Source organism: Bradyrhizobium sp. 4 (assembly GCF_023100905.1).
Lineage (GTDB): Bacteria > Pseudomonadota > Alphaproteobacteria > Rhizobiales > Xanthobacteraceae > Bradyrhizobium.
In genome coordinates this window covers 1881626-1897282 of the sequence record NZ_CP064686.1, presented here as the reverse complement: position 1 = coordinate 1897282, position 15657 = coordinate 1881626, and the positions used below count along the sequence as shown (strand labels likewise).

The following is a 15657-nucleotide window of genomic DNA, read 5'->3' as shown; positions in this document are numbered from 1 at the left end:
GACTTCATCGTGCTGTGGCTGAGGCGGCCGCTTCGGGGGCCCCCTCTGCCGCCTCCCGAAACAGCACGGCAAACAGCAGGGTCCACAATGTCAGGAGAGAAATGGGGATCGTGTAGTATGGGGTCGCAATCGGATAGGTGAAGAAGAAGGCGAGGTTGAGCGCCAGATTGGCCAACGTGAGCAGCGCGACGCGGCGAATGCCGTTCGCCTGCCGCAACAGCCAGATCGAGCCTGCGATTCCGATGACGATCAGCAAGGTCTGGAGCGGATCGGCGAGATAGTCCCGGACCACCGCGAACGAAAAATCCAGCGGCCTCACATCGGGGTTGTTGCCGTAAGTCGATGCGAATGGACTGCCGGCGTTGACGGCGTAAGAGACGATGGTCGGGATCACGCCGGCCAGCAACGCGACGCCGAACACGGCCCCCTGCAAGAACCGGGACAACGTCCGCTCCGCCAGGAACGCGACGAGGAGAAACAGACCATAGCCGGACGCCAGGAAGAGGTTGGCCAACCGGAAATCGACGGTCAATCCGAGCAGGAAACCGATTGGCGCCAGCAGCCAGATCCCCGGTTGAGATCGCGGGGTCGCCAGCCATCGCGCCGTGAGACATCCGGCGAGCGCGCACACGACGACGGTCGGGGCCATCGAATAGCTCGCCTTGACCGGATTGACCATCAGGTAGATCGCAAGACAGCCGAACGTCCCGGCCATCAGGACCGACCTCATGCTGCGCGCGAGAGACAGCGCAAACAGCGCAAGGCCGAGGACGACAATGGTCGCCAGCATGTACATGGGCACGACCTGGTGACCCGGCGGAAACAACGCCAATACGAGGCCTACACCCGGCGGGTATTGAATGACGACCTTCCCCGTGGCCGGCATCAGATTGTGACAGGGCGCAGCGGTCGTATCGTTCCAGTCCGGGTACCCGATCTCCTTCAGCTTTGCTTTCTGATAGCCGTCGTCGTCGCGGCCAAGGTTGGTGTCGAAGCCCTCCACCAGCCCGAACCTCTGGAACAGATGCGCCTGCCTGAGGTAGCAGATGTCGTCATAGACGCCGCGCGCCTCGCTCCATCGCATCATGGTCCAGAAATGGCCGACCAGCACCGCGAGAAACAACACGGCGAAAACGGCTTTGCTGGTGTGGATTTTCTTCATCGGGATCATGCTGCGGGGGAGGCGGCGCTGCGTTAGCGGAATGCGAGATAGAGATTGGATGATAGCGGGCCGAGCGACAAACCGGTGTAGCCCACGGCCGCGGACTTGGGGGTGGACGACTTGGCAACTAGCGCGGCGAGCCCCAGCAGGCGTTTTCGCGTCATCAGGATCAGGTTCTGCTCGTCGGTCCATTCCGACTTGCCGGCGACCCTGCAGGCGATCCTGAAGGTGCCATCCAGATAGTGCGCCAGGGGGATGGCGGTGTGGTGCTCGACCGGAAAGAACCGGTTGGGCACGGTGATGAACACCCGCCGCGCGACGCGGCAAAGCTCCTCGACAAGGAGCACCTGATTTCCATGGCTGCCGGCATGCTCGAGCACGGCATTGGACGTCGCGACATCGAACGCATTGTCGTCAAAGGGCAGCCGTGTATTCGGTTCGATCTGCACGTAACGGCAAAGTGGAAAAGCCGCCTTGAACCCTAATCCTTCGCCGAGCCCGCAGGCCGTGATCTTGTGCTGATGCGGGTAGCTTCGTTCCAGCACGTTGGCGCCGTCGTTGATCACGTCGGACACGCCGACATCCAGTATTTCGTCCGAGGCAGACGGCTGCATCCGGGCGATGAAATCCTGAAAGATGCGGTCGCGCGCCGCGATCAGCAGCTTTTCCGCCGTGCTCCCGGACGCCACTTCCCGGTAATATTGCTGATCGACCGGCACTGCCCTACCTTCATGTGAGCTTCGAAGCGATGACGCGTCAGGTTCGCGTCTTGCTCCAGTCGGGACCGACCGGACCCGATACGCCTTCGAACGCGCCTTCGACCAGCTCGATAACGAGGAGCCGGCTGTAATCGACCGGGCCCGGCATGGTGACGCGTCCCTTGGCGACCTGCATGAAGCCGACGCGGCTGTAATAGGGCTCGTCGCCGACCAGCAGCACCAGGCGATGCCCCTGCGCCTTCGCATCCTTCAGCGCGCGCTCGAGCAGCAGCCGGCCGACGCCACGGCTGCGGAACGGAGGCTCGACCGTTAGGGGCCCGAGCAGCAGTGCCGGCGTGTCGCCGACGCAGATCGGCAATTGCCGGACGGATCCGATCAGCAACGTACCGACGCGGGCGGTGAAGGAGAGATCGAGCACATGATCCACGTGCTCGCGGATGCGGTACGCGCTGAGCACGAAGCGACCGGGTCCGAAGGTGCGCTCGTGCAGCCGCTCGATGGCCTGAGCATCGCCGGCGGCTTCCGACCGGATGGTGAGGGAGAGATCGTTCATCGCGTCGGCGGGATATCACCTTGGAGGGCAGCGGTCCATACGATTGCGCCCGGCTCCGGAGGCAATTTCAGGTCCGCCCGAGCGGCGGTTGGGACAGGTAGGCGAGCATCTTCACTTCCCGCCGGCCGCGCGTCACGGTGTCGAGCACGAGCCCCGACGAAGCCGAAAGCAGCGCCATGATCATCAGGCCCATGGAGAGCACGGCGGTCGGCAGGCGCGGGACGAGGCCGGTTTCGAGGAAGGTGATCACGACGGGCAATCCGAAAGCGATCGACAGCAGCGCGAAGACGATGCCGATCGCCGAAAAGAAGCGCAGCGGCCGCTCCGACCGATTGAGCTTCAACATCGTGTTGAAGATGCGCAACCCGTCCTGCCAGGTATTGAGCTTGGAGAAGGAGCCCTCCGGGCGCGCGTAGTAGGGCGTCTCGACCTCCGCGACCGGCAGCGACAATTCCAGCGCATAGACCGCGAACTCGGTCTCGATCTCGAAACCGCCGGACAGGACCGGGAAGGATTTGACGAAGCGGCGCGAAAACACGCGGTAACCGGACAGGATGTCCTTGAAGGCGTGACCGAAGGTCGATGCCAGGAAACCGGTGAAGAGCCGGTTGCCGATGCGATGACCGCGCCGGTAGGCCGCTTGCGATTGATCGACGCGCAGACCGACAACCATATCCAGATGCTCATCGAGGAGCTGGTCGATCATGCGCGACGCGCTCGGCGCGTCGTAGGTCGCATCGCCATCGACGAGCACGTAGATGTCGGCCTCGATGTCCGCGAACATGCGGCGCACGACGTGGCCCTTGCCCTGGCGCCGTTCGCTGCGCACGATCGCGCCGGCCTCGCGCGCGACCGCCGCGGTGCGGTCGGTCGAATTGTTGTCGTACACGAAGACCTCGGCCGCGGGCAGTGCCTTGCGGAAATCGGCGACGACCTTCGCGACAGCGGCTTCCTCATTGTAGCAGGGCACCAGCACGGCGACCCGAAACGGCCATGACCTCGTCGATTCAGACAATCTTCATCCCTCGTCCATGCGCCGACACCGCAGGCGCGGCGATTTACTAGCACAGGGAGCCATCATCGCCACGTCGCAATCCGCGGCCTGTCGTGCAGGACTTCCTCGATCCGCAGCCGCGTGCCGGGCGTGGTCCCCTCGGGCAGCGCGGTGACCGCGAAGAATCCGCACTCGGCGATCTCGCGGTTGGGCGCGGGCAGGCGATCCTGCTTGAACTGCCTGACGACGTAGACCGCGACGTGGTCGCGGCGGGAGACGTGGCTGTTGAGGAAGATGCCGTGCAGCACGGCATCGCCGGTGAGATCGATATCCCCCTCCTCCTTGAGCTCGCGCCGCATCGCCTGCTCCATGGTCTCGCCGAGATCGACGCCGCCGCCGGGCAGGTACCAGCCGGTGACGTAGCTGTGCCTGACCAGGAACACCCTGGTGTCGGCATCCAGCACCACGGCGCGGACGCCGAGCGTCATGCCGCGGATCAGCAGGAAGTAGGCGTGGAAAATTCGCCGCAGCAGCGGCTCGAATCTCCGTCGGACACTGTTCAGACGTTCTCCCATCGGGCTCCCTCGATGCCCGCTTGCACGTAGCCTGCGACCTTGCCATTACAGCGGGCGAATAGCGAGGCAATCGCCCCCAATGGCCCCCTTCACGCTCGCCCATCTGTCCGACCCGCATCTGCCGCCGCTGCCGAAGCCGCGGTTGATCGAGCTCGCCGGCAAGCGCGCGCTCGGCTACGTCAACTGGACGCGCAACCGTCACAAGTACCAGCGCCGCGAGGTGCTCGACGCACTCGTCGCCGATTTGAAGGCGCAAGGTCCCGATCACATCGCGGTCACAGGCGATCTCGTCAATCTGGCGCTGGAGGCGGAGTTCGCGCCGGCGCGCGCCTGGCTCGACGGCGTCGGTCCGCCCGACCGCGTCACCACGATTCCCGGCAATCACGACGCCTATGTCCGCGCCACCTTTCATCGCTTCGGCGAAACCTTCGCGCCCTATCTTGCGGGTGACGATGGCCGTACCGGCTTTCCGAGCCTGCGCCGACGCGGGCCGCTCGCGCTGATCAGCCTGTCCACGGCGGTGCCCACCTTGCCGTTGATGGCGACAGGCACGCTCGGACGCGATCAGCTCGCGTCCCTCGAAGAGGTGCTCGAACGGCTCGCGACTGAAGACGTCTTTCGCGTGCTGCTGGTGCATCATCCGCTGAAGTCCGGCGCGCGCCACAAGCGGATGACCGACTCCGCCGGGCTCCTGACGCTTTTGAAACGCCGCGGCGTCGAGCTGATCCTGCACGGGCACGACCACATTCATTCGACGATGTGGTTCGAAGGCCCCAACGGCAACATTCCCGCAATCGGCGTGCCCTCGGCCTCCGCGCTCGCGCACGGGCGCACCCCGGCTGCCGCGTACAATCTGTTCACGATCGAGAAGGACAACACCGGCTGGCGTTGCGAGCAGACGGTGCGGAGCCTGGGGGCTGGATTTCAGATCGGGCAGATCAAGCATGTCAGATTGATCTAGTCCCACGCCGTCATTGCGAGCGAAGCGAAGCAATCCAGAGTCCCTCCGCAGAGGCAGCCTGGATTGCTTCGTCGCCAGCGCAAAATTGCTTCGCAATTTTGTCGCGGGCTCCTCGCAATGACGACGCCTCACCAGCTCCGCAGGGCCGCGAGCACGGCAACCCCGAACAGCGCGGCGGCGCCGAGCACGAACCCCAGCACGAATGGCCAGAGGCGCGAGCGGCGCCGCGGCTGCGCGGCCTCGGGCTTCGGCTCGGGCGGGACCACCATCGCATGCTCGCGCTCGATCATGCGGCGGGCGACATAGTCCGTGACGGCCTCGACGATGACAGCGGTGTCGTGCGATTCGGCGAGCACGATGCGGCCGAAGCGAGTGTCCTGCACGAAGCGGTACATCCGCTTGTCGCGCCCCATCGAGATGTGCGCGACGACGTCGATCCAGAGCCTGGGCGTATCGCCCTGGCTGATGCCGCGGTCGAACAGGTCGATCTTGTCAGGCACCTGCGCGAACAGGGGATCGAGCGAATCGTTGAGGATCTCGAGCCGCGCCACCTCGGCATCGCGCAAATCGACGACGACGCCGGTCCGGTCGGCGGCCTCGATCCGCGCGCGCAACAGCGCATCGCGCAGCCGCACCGGGCGCGGCTGGCTGGGATGGATCCCGCTGGTCTCGGGCTCTGACATTGGCGGCCTCGTCCTCACTTGGCCGGATTAACCTATCAGCAACCAAAGTGTCCGCAAAGGCCCTACAATTCCAGTTACTTACGGTGCCCACAGGCCGTTCACCTGTGCCAAAAACAGACGATCCCACCCGGCTTGCGCCGGATGGGACCCTCCGTCCTTGGACGTCTTCTTATTCAGATTGTCGTGTTAGTTCAGATTGTCAGGCCGAGACCCGCGACGGCTCTTCCACGATCGAGAAGCGGACGCCGGCCTTATGGCGGTTCTCTTCCGAGACCGAGCGCCAGGCGTCCTCGGCCTCCTTGCGGGTCTTGAACGGACCCTGCACCTGGGCCGAGCCTTCCACGAGCTTGTGGAAGTTCATCGAACCGAACTCGCCGCCGATCACCCAGAAATTGCTGTTGGTCATTGTCAGTCTCCTGTCGATTAGCGTGATGCGTTAGCCGAACTGGTTCATCGTGTTATGGGCGCCGCCCGCCTTCAGGGCAGCCTCGCCGGCGAAGTATTCCTTGTGGTCGTCGCCGATGTCGGAGCCGGCCATGTTCTGGTGCTTGGCGCAGGCGATACCCTGACGGATCTCGGCGCGCTGGACGTTCTTGACATAGCCGAGCATGCCCTGGTCGCCGAAATATTCCTTCGCCAGATTGTCGGTCGAGAGCGCCGCCGTGTGATAGGTCGGCAACGTGATCAGGTGGTGGAAGATGCCGGCACGCTTGGCCGAATCCGCCTGGAAGGTACGGATGCGCTCGTCGGCTTCCTTCGCCAGCGGCGTATCGTCGTATTCCACCTTCATCAGCTCGGCGCGATTGTACTTGCTGACGTCCTGGCCCGCTTCCTTCATCGCGTCGTAGACCTGCCAACGGAAGTTGAGCGTCCAGTTGAACGAGGGCGAGTTGTTATAGGCCAGCTTCGCGTTCGGAACCACCTTGCGGATCCGGTCGACCATCTTGGCGATCTGCTCGATATGCGGCTTCTCGGTTTCGATCCAGAGCAGGTCGGCGCCGTTCTGCAGCGAGGTGATGCTGTCGAGGACGCAGCGGTCTTCGCCGGTGCCCGGGCGGAACTGATAGAGATTGGAGGGCAGCCGCTTCGGACGCATCATCTTGCCGTTGCGGTTGATGATGACGTCGCCGTTGCGGGCGTTCTCCGCCGTCACTTCCTCGCAATCCAGGAAGCTGTTGTACTGGTCGCCGAGGTCGCCGGGCTTGTGGCTGACCGCGATCTGCTGGGTCAGGCCGGCACCGAGCGAGTCGGTGCGGGTCACGACGACGCCGTCTTCGACGCCGAGTTCGAGGAAGGCGTGGCGGCAGGCCCGGATCTTGGCCAGGAACACCTCGTGCGGCACGGTGACCTTGCCGTCCTGATGGCCGCACTGCTTCTCGTCCGAAACCTGGTTCTCGATCTGGAGCGCGCAGGCACCCGCCTCGATCATCTTCTTGGCGAGCAGATAGGTCGCCTCCGCATTGCCGAAGCCGGCGTCGATGTCGGCGATGACAGGCACGACATGGGTCTGGAAGTTGTCGATCTTCTCGATCAACTCCTTCTCTCGGGTCTTGTCGCCTTCCTTGCGGGCCTTATCGAGGTTGCGGAAGATGTCGTTCAGCTCGCGCGAGTCGGCCTGACGCAGGAAGGTGTAGAGCTCTTCGATCAGCGCCGGCACCGAGGTCTTCTCGTGCATCGACTGGTCCGGCAGCGGGCCGAACTCGGAGCGCAGCGCCGCGATCATCCAGCCGGACAGGTACAAATAGGTGCGATCGGTCTTGCCAAAGTGCTTCTTGACCGAGATCAGCTTCTGCTGGGCGATGAAGCCGTGCCAGCAGCCCAGCGACTGCGTGTACTTGGTGGGATCGCCGTCGTAGGCGGCCATGTCGGCTCGCATCAGCGCCGCAGTATAGCGGGCGATATCCAGGCCGGTCTTGAAGCGATTCTGCAGGCGCATGCGGGCGACGGCCTCGGCCGACACCCCGTTCCAGGTCGGCTGGGTCTCCAGGAGCGACCGGGCCGCCTCGACCTCACTCTGGTACGAGGCGGGGGCCTGGAGGGTGCTGATGCCACGGGGCTGGTAATTCATGTGCCTGATCCTTTCGCTGACGATGGCCACCAGCCATCGACATTCTTGACAATGCATTGCGAGATGCGCGTCAGAAGCTAAACGCGAGAAAGCACAGCTCGTACAGTAGGCTTGTATTTGAATGGTGATGTCATGTAACATAGGTAATTGTAATAGATGTTACTTTGTAAATCTTGTAAATTAATTAGGTCAGCAAGCCTGCCCTTTGATGCCCCTCCGGAGACCTGAGAATGCCCGCCGGTTCCAGCAAGAAGCTCTTCGTCGGCCCGCGCTTCCGGCGGATCCGGCAGCAACTGGGGCTGTCGCAGACCCAGATCGCCGAGGGGCTCGGGATCTCGCCGAGCTATGTCAATCTGATCGAGCGTAACCAGCGTCCGGTGACCGCCCAGATCCTGCTGCGGCTGGCCGAAACCTACGACCTCGACCTGCGCGACCTCGCGAGCGCCGACGAGGACCGCTTTTTCGCCGAACTCAACGAGATCTTCTCCGACCCGCTGTTCCGCCAGATCGACGTTCCCAAGCAGGAATTACGCGATCTCGCGGAGCTTTGCCCCGGCGTCACCCATGCGCTGCAACGGCTCTATGCCGCCTACACCGAGGCCCGCCAGGGCGAGACGCTGGCCGCGGCACAAATGGCCGACCGCGACGTCGGCACCCGCTATGAGGCCAATCCGGTCGAGCGCGTCCGCGAGCTGATCGAGGCCAACCGCAACTACTTTCCGGAACTCGAGCAGGCCGCGGAGACTCTGCGCGACGAGCTGAACGTGCCGGCCGAAGAGCTTTATGCGGCGCTGGCGGCGCGGCTGCGCGAAAAGCATTCGATCCAGACCCGCATCATGCCGGTGGACGTGATGCGCGAGACGCTGAGGCGCTTCGACCGCCACCGCCGCCAACTCCTGATCTCCGAACTGGTCGACCCGCCCGGCCGCGCGTTCCAGCTCGCCTTCCAGCTCGGCCTCATTGAATGCGCGCAGCATCTGGAGACCATCATCGGCCGCGCCGGCCCGCTCGACGACACACCGCGCCGCCTGTTCCGCATCACGCTCGGCAACTATTTCGCGGCCGCGGTGATGATGCCCTACCCGGCTTTCCTGGCTGCGGCGGAAGCGTTGAATTACGACATCCATCTGCTGGCGCAGCGCTTCAATTCCGGTTTCGAGCAGGTCTGCCATCGGCTCACCACCCTGCAGCGGCCGAACGCGCGCGGCATCCCGTTCTTCCTGCTTCGTGTCGACAATGCCGGCAACGTCTCGAAGCGATTTTCATCGGGCACGTTCCCGTTCTCGAAATTCGGCGGCACTTGTCCGTTGTGGAACGTGCACTCGACCTTCGACACGCCTGACCGCCTGCTGAAGCAGGTGATCGAGCTCTCCGACGGCACGCGCTATTTCTCGATCGCGCAGATGGTGCGCCGCCCCGTCGCGCCGCACCCGCTGCCGCAGCCGCGCTTCGCCATCGGCCTCGGCTGCGAGATCCGTCACGCCGCGCGCCTCGTCTACGCTGCCGGCATCGATCTGGAGAAAACGGAGGGCACGCCGATCGGCGTCAACTGCCGTCTCTGCGAGCGCGAAAACTGCGCTCAGCGCGCCGAGCCGCCGATCACGCGCACGCTGATCCTGGACGAGACGACGCGGCGGGTGAGCTCGTTTGCGTTTTCGAATGCAAGGGAGTTGTAAAGCACACCGCTGTCATGCCCCGCGAAGGCGGGGCATCCAGTACGCCGCGGCTTATCGGTTCAATCCCTGCCGTCTCGGAGTACTGGATCGCCCGGTCAAGCCGGGCGATGACAGTTGAATGCGCGGCTGCACCCAATCCCTACGCCAGCGTATGCACGATCACCGGCCCGGCGGCGGCGCGGGCGTCGCCTGCAAGCAACGCGCCGAGATCCTTCTCGATCCAGGCGATCGCACGCCGGTTCGCCTCCTCCGCCTGCTCGAACTTGTCGAAGATCGAAATCGCCGTGACCGTGTCGTCGCCGGCATAGACGACGTAATAGGCGCGGAAGCCGTCGACGTCGCTGATGATCGGAACGGCGCCTTCCTTGATACGGCGCGCCAGCTCTTCGGCGCTCCCGCTTTTTGCCTTGGCCTGACGGATGGCGGCATACATGGCATCCTCCCTTCCGGCTATCTGATTTGAGGGCTTGGTGCCCGGACCGCATGCTACGCCGAAGCGCGCGGGCAATCCACGCTTGGTTAACCCGGCGCTAATTCAGTTCCGCGATCCGCAACGATCGATTAAGCACGCCTCAACATCGCTGCCTTAGTCTCGCCCCACTCACTTTTCGCAAACAACGGCGGCTTATCGTGCCGCGTGAAGTGACATCAGGGGGTTCATCATGCGCATTGCGTTGCTGCTGACCGCGACCATTGTCGGCGCGCTCTTTGCCAATCCGTCCCATGCCGGACCGCTGGATGCGTCCGCCGGCGCAGCGCAGGCGTTGCCGCCGGGCTTCCAGAGCTACCGCGGCTACATGTTCGACCTGTCGGAGAATTCCGACCGCAAGGATGTCGACAAGCTCACCGACAATGTGAAGAGCCAGATCGACGTGGTCGAGGCTGCCGGCCTTTCGCCGCGCGTGCTGCGCTTCTTCCGCACCGTCCCGATCATCGCCAGCGAGCTCGCCTGCCTCGACGAGGGCGCCGCGACCGCATGCTACGGCCGGGTCACGCCCGACATCCAGCGCACCGCTCCCCGCACGCTGACGGTCTGGGACCCCAACAAGCAGCGTTGGAGCAATCCGAACGCCGTCGACCTCGCGGTCGATTCCGGCCTCGGCGTGATCATGCTGCGGCCGGACATGATGCGGTACGAAAAGGAAGCCGTGCTGCTGCACGAGCTCCTGCACGCCTACCACGCGCGGCTGTTGCCGGACGGCTACGCCAACAAGGGCGTGATCGGCTATTACGCCTACGCCAAGTCCAAGGATCTCCTGCCCAAGGAATCCTACGCGCTGAAGAATCACATGGAATTCTTTGCCGTGACCGCCAGCATCTTCCTGGCCGGGAAGAGCGAATTCCACGACCCCAAGTCGCGCGAGGCGCTCAAGGAGAAGCTGCCGGACTATTACAAATATCTGGTGGGCGTGTTCGGCTTCGACCCCGATCCGGCAGCGACAAGCGGCCCGGTCGCCTCGCTGAAGTAAGGCAAAAAACGCCAAACCAAGCCAGAGAGCCGCGCGCGTAGCGCGGCTTTTTTGTTTTGGTCACCGGAAGCTGCGGATGACGCGCGGCCGGGAATTGCCAAGGCGGGGCCCGATCTGCATAGTCCGCCCGCATCGATATTGTTTTCGAAGAGGATAGAACAACATGGCGGACGCCGACCTGGATGTCGTGATCCGGCAACTGGCCAGACAGCTGCATACGGGCCTGATGTCCCGCGCCAAGGAGCGGCGGGATCGATTCAACGGCCTTGCGGCCAAGGCCAAGAGCAAGGAGACCGGCGACCGCTTCAAGATGATGGCCAAGGCCACCATGGAGCAGGCCATCGCCGCCGCCAAGCGCCTGCAGATGTCCGCCGACAACGTCGCCGACAGCTACGCGCGGTCGATGCGGATTGCCGCCAGCACACCGGTCGCGGTGAAAGTGGAGAAGAAGCCCGCCAAGGAGAAGCCGGTGAAGAAGGCGAAGAAGGCCAAAGCCAAGAAGTAGGCGCGCACTTTCTTCCTTCTCCCCTTGCGGGAGAAGGTGGCGCGAAGCGCCGGATGAGGGGTTGTTTCCGCGAATTCAACTGCAGCAGGCTCACGCGCGGAGAGATACCCCTCACCCGTCTCGCCGCTTCGCTGCGAGCCACCCTCTCCCACAAGGGGAGAGGGTTGCAGCGGCGCACGCAGCTCTAGATATCTCTACCGCAATGGCGCGGCGAGCCGGGTCGGCTCGGCGCTCGCCAGTTCGGCGAGTTTTGCGCGCGCTGCATCGCGGGTACGGGCATCCTTGCCGGCGGGCAGCGCCAGCGCGGCCTCGAAATCGGCGCGCGCCTCATTTGCCTGGCCGCGGGCGAGGAAGGCGAGGCCGCGGTCGAGCCGAGGCTGTGCATCCGACGGGTCGAGGCGGACCGCGGTGTTGTAGCTCAGAATCGCGCGATCGAGATCGCCGGCGGCCGCGAGCGCGAGACCGCGCTGGTGATAGGGCGCGGCGTGCCTGGGATCATGCGCGATCGCCTCGTCGTAATCCTCGATGGCAAGTTCGAGATCGCCATTCTGCCGGCGCGCCAGCGCCCGATCGCGATAGAGCGAGGCGCGGTTGGGATTGAGGTGGATGGCCTCGTCGAAATCCGCGATCGCCCGCCGCCAATCGCCGTGGCGCAGCGCGATCCGTCCGCGCCCCTCATAGGCGAAAGCGATCAGCGAGCCGCGCAGCGGCGAGAAGCCGATCACCGCCGAACAGATGTCGGGCTCGTCCTCGTCTCCGCAATTGACGACGGTGTGCGTGGAGAGGCCAATCAGCACGCCCACGACAATCAATAATGGTACTGCAGCTTTGGTCATCTTCGACGGTGGCAGGCGGAGGGCCGGCCACGCATCCCCTTTCGCAGAAACTGTCACGGCAGGGTGTTAACACCGGCCGGGACCGTCCTGTGTGCGACAGGTCACAAAGCGCGCAAATTAGAGCCGCTGCTGCGTCAGCCCCAAGGCCCGCGCGAGGACGAGCGGCCCCACGGGCTCCGCGGCGGATAGTTCTCATTGGCGCCGACCGACGGCGACGCCTGCGCGCCAAGCTCGGCTGCGAGCTGCTGAAGCGCCGCGATGCGATTCTGCGTCGAGGGATGGGTGGCGAACAGATTGTCGACGCCGTGGCCCGACAGCGGGTTGATGATGAACATGTGCGCGGTGGCGGGATTTCGCTCCGCCTCGACATTCGGGACCTGATGCGCAGCGCCTTCGATCTTCACCAGCGCCGATGCCAGCCACATCGGCTGACCGGCGATGCGTGCGCCGAGATTGTCCGCGGCGTATTCGCGCGTGCGACTGATCGCCATCTGCACCAGCATGGCGCCGATCGGGGCGAGGATCATCATCAGGATCGAACCGACGATGCCCGGACCATTGTTGTCGCGGTTGCCTCCGAAGAACATGCCGAACTGCGCCAGCATCGAGATCGCACCCGCAATGGTCGCGGTAACGGTCATCAGCAGCGTGTCGTGGTGTTTGATATGGGCAAGCTCGTGCGCGATCACGCCGGCGAGCTCCTCGCGGCTGAGCTGGCGCATCAACCCGGTGGTGACCGCGACCGCGGCATTCTCCGGATTGCGCCCGGTGGCAAAGGCGTTGGGCTGCGGCTCGTCCATCAGGAACACGCGCGGCATCGGCAAGCGGGCGCGGCCCGCAAGCTCGGCCACGAGCCCGACCAGCTCCGGCGCGCTGCCGCGGTCGACCTCATGGGCGCCATACATGGACAGCACCATCCGGTCGGAGTTCCAGTAGGTGAAGAGATTGGTCGCCGCGGCAATGACGAGCGCAATCATGGCGCCGCCGGCACCGCCGATCAGATAGCCAACCCCCATGAACAGAGCGGTGAGGCCTGCGAGCAGCATTGCGGTACGCAGATAGTTCATGGCCGTCTCCCGAGGCCGGCCGTGGCCGCTGGAGGGATTGCGGGCCGGCAAGCATGAGGTAGGGATGACCCCGGCCCGCCCGCAAGGTTTCCGGGTGCGTCGCGGAGCCGCGGCACTGGTTTGAAGTCAATCGTTCCATTAAGCTTGGCCAAGAATCCAAGCGTCTCCTCCCCTTGCGGAAACCTCATGCTCCAGACCCGATTTGCGATCGCGGCCGCCGCCCTGCTCACGCTCGCCCTTCCCGCCTCTGCCCAGTTCGCTCCGCCACCCGCAAAGCCGGCGGCCGCCAGGGCCACCGCGCCGTCGCCGCGCGCGGCGTCGTGCCACAACGGGGCGAACTTCGATCGCTTCCTGGCCGACGTGAAACAGCAGGCCGTCGCCGCCGGCGTGTCGCAGCGGACGATCGCGGCGGCCTCGCCTTACCTCGTCTACGACCAGGGCATCGTCAATCGCGACCGCGGCCAGCGCGTGTTCGGCCAGCTCTTCACCGAATTTGCCGGCCGCATGGCGGCGCCCTATCGCATGCAGAACGGCCAGCAGCACATCAAGCAACATGCGGCCGCGTTCGCGCGCGCGGAGAAAGAATACGGCGTGCCGCCGGCGGTGATCGCCGCGTTCTGGGGACTGGAGAGCGACTTCGGCGTCAACATGGGCAATTTGCCGACGCTGAAGTCGCTGGTGTCGCTGGCCTATGATTGCCGCCGCTCGGAGATGTTCGTGAACGAGACCATCGCCGCGCTGAAGATCATCGACCGCGGCGATTTGCATCCCGACGAGATGGTCGGCTCCTGGGCCGGCGAGCTCGGACAGACCCAGTTCCTGCCCGTGCATTACGTCAACTATGCCGTCGACTACGACGGCGACGGACGTCGCGATCTCCTCCGCAGCGAGGACGACGTGATCGGCTCGACCGCGAACTACATCGCCAACGGATTGAAGTGGCGGCGCGGCGAGCCGTGGCTGGAGGAGATCAAGGTGCCGCAAAACCTGCCCTGGGATCAGACCGACCTCACGGTGCAGCTGCCGCGCTCGAAATGGGCGCAGCTCGGGGTGACCTATCCCGACGGGAGGCCGCTGCCGACCGACAATCTTGCCGCGTCGGTGCTGCTGCCGATGGGTCGGAACGGGCCGGCCTTCATGGCGTACCCGAATTTCGCGGCCTATACCGAGTGGAATAACTCGCTGATCTATTCGACCACCGCAGGTTATCTCGCCACCCGGATTGCGGGCGCGGCTCCGATGCGAAAGCCGTCCACACCGGTCGCGCAACTGCCGTTCAACGAGCTCAAGCAATTGCAGCAGCTTCTGGTTCAGGCCGGCTTCAACGTCGGCAAGGTGGACGGTGTGCTGGGCCAGCAGAGCCGCGCCGCAGTGAAGGCGATGCAGATCAAATACGGTCTGCCGGCCGATTCCTGGCCGACCGCGGAGCTTTTGGCCCGGATGCGCGGTGGCACGGCGCAGGCGCAGCCGGCGGCCACGATCCGCTAAGCACTCGAATCGCTGTCATGCCCCCGCGAAAGCGGGGCATCCAGTACGCCGCGGCCTATCCATTCAATCACAGCTGCCCCGGAGTACTGGATCGTCCGGTCAAGCCGGACGATGACAGCGAGGTATGGCGCCGACAGCACCACAAGCCCGCTCGGTAGAATTTTCGCACTGCACAAGCCGCTTTTGCAATTGTATTTTTCCATGAGGTTCCCATGTGAGTGGCTCAGGTTTCTCCTGAGATTCCCACCACAAGAGCGAGCATCACATGTCCTTCCACGACGCCGTCGTTCCCGCCTATTTGCAAATGCTGAACAGCCTCACCGGCCTGCTCACGAAAGCCGAGGCGCATTGTGCGGCCAAGAAGGTCGATCCGAGCGTCCTGCTCGGCTCCCGGCTGTTTCCGGACATGCTGCCGCTTTCGAAGCAGATCCAGCTGGTCAGCGATTTCGCAGCCAAAGGTTGCGCGCGGCTGACCCATAGCGAAGTGCCCTCCACAGCAGACACCGAGACCAGCTTTGCGGAGCTGAAGCAGCGCCTGGCGAAGACCATCGATTACGTGAAATCGTTCAAGCCCGAGCAGTTCGAGGGCGCCGACACCAAGGACGTCACCTTCCCGGCCGGCCCCGACAAGTCCATCACCATGAAGGGCCAGCAATTCCTGAGCGCGTTCTCGCTGCCGAACTTCTATTTCCACGCCGCGACCGCCCACGGCCTTCTGCGCCACGCCGGCGTCGAGATCGGCAAGCGCGATTTCCTCGGCGCGAACTAGTACCCGATTATTCAGGCGGCCGCGGCGGGAGATCGAATCTGCTGCCGCGGCTGAAATTGCACATGCTTTATGCTGCGAGGCTCCGCTGCGCATCTCGCCTGCAGTTTCCGTATGGCTCCTCCCTTGCGCTGA

At 64.3% G+C, this 15657-nt stretch carries 17 protein-coding genes; 6 read left to right on the top strand and 11 right to left on the bottom strand.

From position 1 onward, the window contains the following. Positions 1-4 precede the first annotated feature (4 nt). The 5 genes from IVB45_RS08675 to IVB45_RS08655 all read right to left on the bottom strand — a co-directional run bounded on the left by IVB45_RS08675 (position 5) and on the right by IVB45_RS08655 (position 4003). Entirely contained in the window at positions 5-1162 is a 1158-nt protein-coding gene (locus tag IVB45_RS08675; RefSeq protein ID WP_247357043.1) for a hypothetical protein, read from the bottom strand. A gap of 32 nt (positions 1163-1194) precedes the next feature. After that, complete coding sequence (locus tag IVB45_RS08670) at positions 1195-1881, bottom strand: methyltransferase domain-containing protein (protein ID WP_247357044.1); 687 nt, start codon at positions 1879-1881, stop codon at positions 1195-1197. 37 nt (positions 1882-1918) lie between these two features. Further along, positions 1919-2434: an N-acetyltransferase gene (locus IVB45_RS08665; protein WP_247357045.1), complete on the bottom strand. Its 516-nt coding sequence runs from the start codon at positions 2432-2434 to the stop codon at positions 1919-1921. Between the two features lie 67 nt (positions 2435-2501). Next, on the bottom strand, positions 2502-3449 hold the full coding sequence (locus tag IVB45_RS08660; RefSeq protein ID WP_247357046.1) for a glycosyltransferase family 2 protein: 948 nt from the start codon (positions 3447-3449) through the stop codon (positions 2502-2504). A gap of 62 nt (positions 3450-3511) precedes the next feature. Continuing rightward, positions 3512-4003, bottom strand: coding sequence for an NUDIX domain-containing protein (locus IVB45_RS08655; RefSeq protein WP_247357047.1), 492 nt, complete (start codon positions 4001-4003; stop codon positions 3512-3514). Between the two features lie 79 nt (positions 4004-4082). Here IVB45_RS08655 and IVB45_RS08650 point away from each other — a divergent pair, with 79 nt between their 5' ends. Continuing rightward, on the top strand, positions 4083-4964 hold the full coding sequence (locus IVB45_RS08650) for a metallophosphoesterase (protein ID WP_247357048.1): 882 nt from the start codon (positions 4083-4085) through the stop codon (positions 4962-4964). A 128-nt stretch (positions 4965-5092) separates the two neighbouring features. Here the strand turns inward: IVB45_RS08650 and IVB45_RS08645 are convergent, their stop codons facing one another. The 3 genes from IVB45_RS08645 to IVB45_RS08635 form a co-directional block, all read right to left on the bottom strand. Next, positions 5093-5647, bottom strand: a complete 555-nt coding sequence (locus IVB45_RS08645) for a hypothetical protein (RefSeq protein ID WP_027568551.1) — start codon at positions 5645-5647, stop codon at positions 5093-5095. Positions 5648-5846: 199 nt separating this feature from the next. Beyond that, positions 5847-6053, bottom strand: coding sequence for a hypothetical protein (locus tag IVB45_RS08640; RefSeq protein ID WP_007595122.1), 207 nt, complete (start codon positions 6051-6053; stop codon positions 5847-5849). A 30-nt stretch (positions 6054-6083) separates the two neighbouring features. Beyond that, positions 6084-7715, bottom strand: a complete 1632-nt coding sequence (locus IVB45_RS08635; RefSeq protein WP_247291313.1) for an isocitrate lyase — start codon at positions 7713-7715, stop codon at positions 6084-6086. A 230-nt stretch (positions 7716-7945) separates the two neighbouring features. Here IVB45_RS08635 and IVB45_RS08630 point away from each other — a divergent pair, with 230 nt between their 5' ends. Continuing rightward, a complete protein-coding gene (locus IVB45_RS08630; RefSeq protein WP_247357049.1) occupies positions 7946-9391 on the top strand; it encodes a short-chain fatty acyl-CoA regulator family protein in 1446 nt (481 codons plus the stop codon). A 139-nt stretch (positions 9392-9530) separates the two neighbouring features. Here IVB45_RS08630 and IVB45_RS08625 read toward each other — a convergent pair whose 3' ends face one another. Then, on the bottom strand, positions 9531-9824 hold the full coding sequence (locus IVB45_RS08625; RefSeq protein WP_007607017.1) for an antibiotic biosynthesis monooxygenase: 294 nt from the start codon (positions 9822-9824) through the stop codon (positions 9531-9533). 229 nt (positions 9825-10053) lie between these two features. On the opposite strand from IVB45_RS08625, the gene IVB45_RS08620 reads away from it, so the two are divergent. Beyond that, on the top strand, positions 10054-10860 hold the full coding sequence (locus IVB45_RS08620) for a hypothetical protein (RefSeq protein WP_247291315.1): 807 nt from the start codon (positions 10054-10056) through the stop codon (positions 10858-10860). Between the two features lie 163 nt (positions 10861-11023). Next, positions 11024-11365: a hypothetical protein gene (locus tag IVB45_RS08615; protein WP_027568547.1), complete on the top strand. Its 342-nt coding sequence runs from the start codon at positions 11024-11026 to the stop codon at positions 11363-11365. A 194-nt stretch (positions 11366-11559) separates the two neighbouring features. Here IVB45_RS08615 and IVB45_RS08610 read toward each other — a convergent pair whose 3' ends face one another. Together IVB45_RS08610 and htpX are read right to left on the bottom strand one after the other, a co-directional pair. Further along, the gene (locus IVB45_RS08610) at positions 11560-12201 is read right to left on the bottom strand and encodes a tetratricopeptide repeat protein (protein WP_247357050.1); all 642 of its coding nucleotides are present in this window, start codon (positions 12199-12201) and stop codon (positions 11560-11562) included. Positions 12202-12335: 134 nt separating this feature from the next. After that, positions 12336-13268: a zinc metalloprotease HtpX gene (htpX, locus tag IVB45_RS08605; protein ID WP_247357051.1), complete on the bottom strand. Its 933-nt coding sequence runs from the start codon at positions 13266-13268 to the stop codon at positions 12336-12338. Between the two features lie 186 nt (positions 13269-13454). On the opposite strand from htpX, the gene IVB45_RS08600 reads away from it, so the two are divergent. Both IVB45_RS08600 and IVB45_RS08595 read left to right on the top strand, forming a co-directional pair. Beyond that, positions 13455-14756: a lytic murein transglycosylase gene (locus IVB45_RS08600; protein ID WP_247357052.1), complete on the top strand. Its 1302-nt coding sequence runs from the start codon at positions 13455-13457 to the stop codon at positions 14754-14756. Between the two features lie 265 nt (positions 14757-15021). Next, on the top strand, positions 15022-15525 hold the full coding sequence (locus tag IVB45_RS08595) for a DUF1993 domain-containing protein (protein ID WP_247357053.1): 504 nt from the start codon (positions 15022-15024) through the stop codon (positions 15523-15525). Positions 15526-15657: the final 132 nt, after the last annotated feature.

Excerpts from the sequence above, each read along its gene's own strand:
- IVB45_RS08675 (WP_247357043.1), bottom strand. The coding sequence starts at position 1,162 with ATGAAGAAAATCCACACCAGCAAAGCCGTTTTCGCCGTGTTGTTTCTC.
- IVB45_RS08665 (WP_247357045.1), bottom strand. The coding sequence starts at position 2,434 with ATGAACGATCTCTCCCTCACCATCCGGTCGGAAGCCGCCGGCGATGCT.
- IVB45_RS08655 (WP_247357047.1), bottom strand. The coding sequence starts at position 4,003 with ATGGGAGAACGTCTGAACAGTGTCCGACGGAGATTCGAGCCGCTGCTG.
- IVB45_RS08650 (WP_247357048.1), top strand. The coding sequence starts at position 4,083 with ATGGCCCCCTTCACGCTCGCCCATCTGTCCGACCCGCATCTGCCGCCG.
- IVB45_RS08645 (WP_027568551.1), bottom strand. The coding sequence starts at position 5,647 with ATGTCAGAGCCCGAGACCAGCGGGATCCATCCCAGCCAGCCGCGCCCG.
- IVB45_RS08640 (WP_007595122.1), bottom strand. The coding sequence starts at position 6,053 with ATGACCAACAGCAATTTCTGGGTGATCGGCGGCGAGTTCGGTTCGATG.
- IVB45_RS08635 (WP_247291313.1), bottom strand. The coding sequence starts at position 7,715 with ATGAATTACCAGCCCCGTGGCATCAGCACCCTCCAGGCCCCCGCCTCG.
- IVB45_RS08630 (WP_247357049.1), top strand. The coding sequence starts at position 7,946 with ATGCCCGCCGGTTCCAGCAAGAAGCTCTTCGTCGGCCCGCGCTTCCGG.
- IVB45_RS08625 (WP_007607017.1), bottom strand. The coding sequence starts at position 9,824 with ATGTATGCCGCCATCCGTCAGGCCAAGGCAAAAAGCGGGAGCGCCGAA.
- IVB45_RS08620 (WP_247291315.1), top strand. The coding sequence starts at position 10,054 with ATGCGCATTGCGTTGCTGCTGACCGCGACCATTGTCGGCGCGCTCTTT.
- IVB45_RS08615 (WP_027568547.1), top strand. The coding sequence starts at position 11,024 with ATGGCGGACGCCGACCTGGATGTCGTGATCCGGCAACTGGCCAGACAG.
- IVB45_RS08610 (WP_247357050.1), bottom strand. The coding sequence starts at position 12,201 with ATGACCAAAGCTGCAGTACCATTATTGATTGTCGTGGGCGTGCTGATT.
- htpX (WP_247357051.1), bottom strand. The coding sequence starts at position 13,268 with ATGAACTATCTGCGTACCGCAATGCTGCTCGCAGGCCTCACCGCTCTG.
- IVB45_RS08600 (WP_247357052.1), top strand. The coding sequence starts at position 13,455 with ATGCTCCAGACCCGATTTGCGATCGCGGCCGCCGCCCTGCTCACGCTC.
- IVB45_RS08595 (WP_247357053.1), top strand. The coding sequence starts at position 15,022 with ATGTCCTTCCACGACGCCGTCGTTCCCGCCTATTTGCAAATGCTGAAC.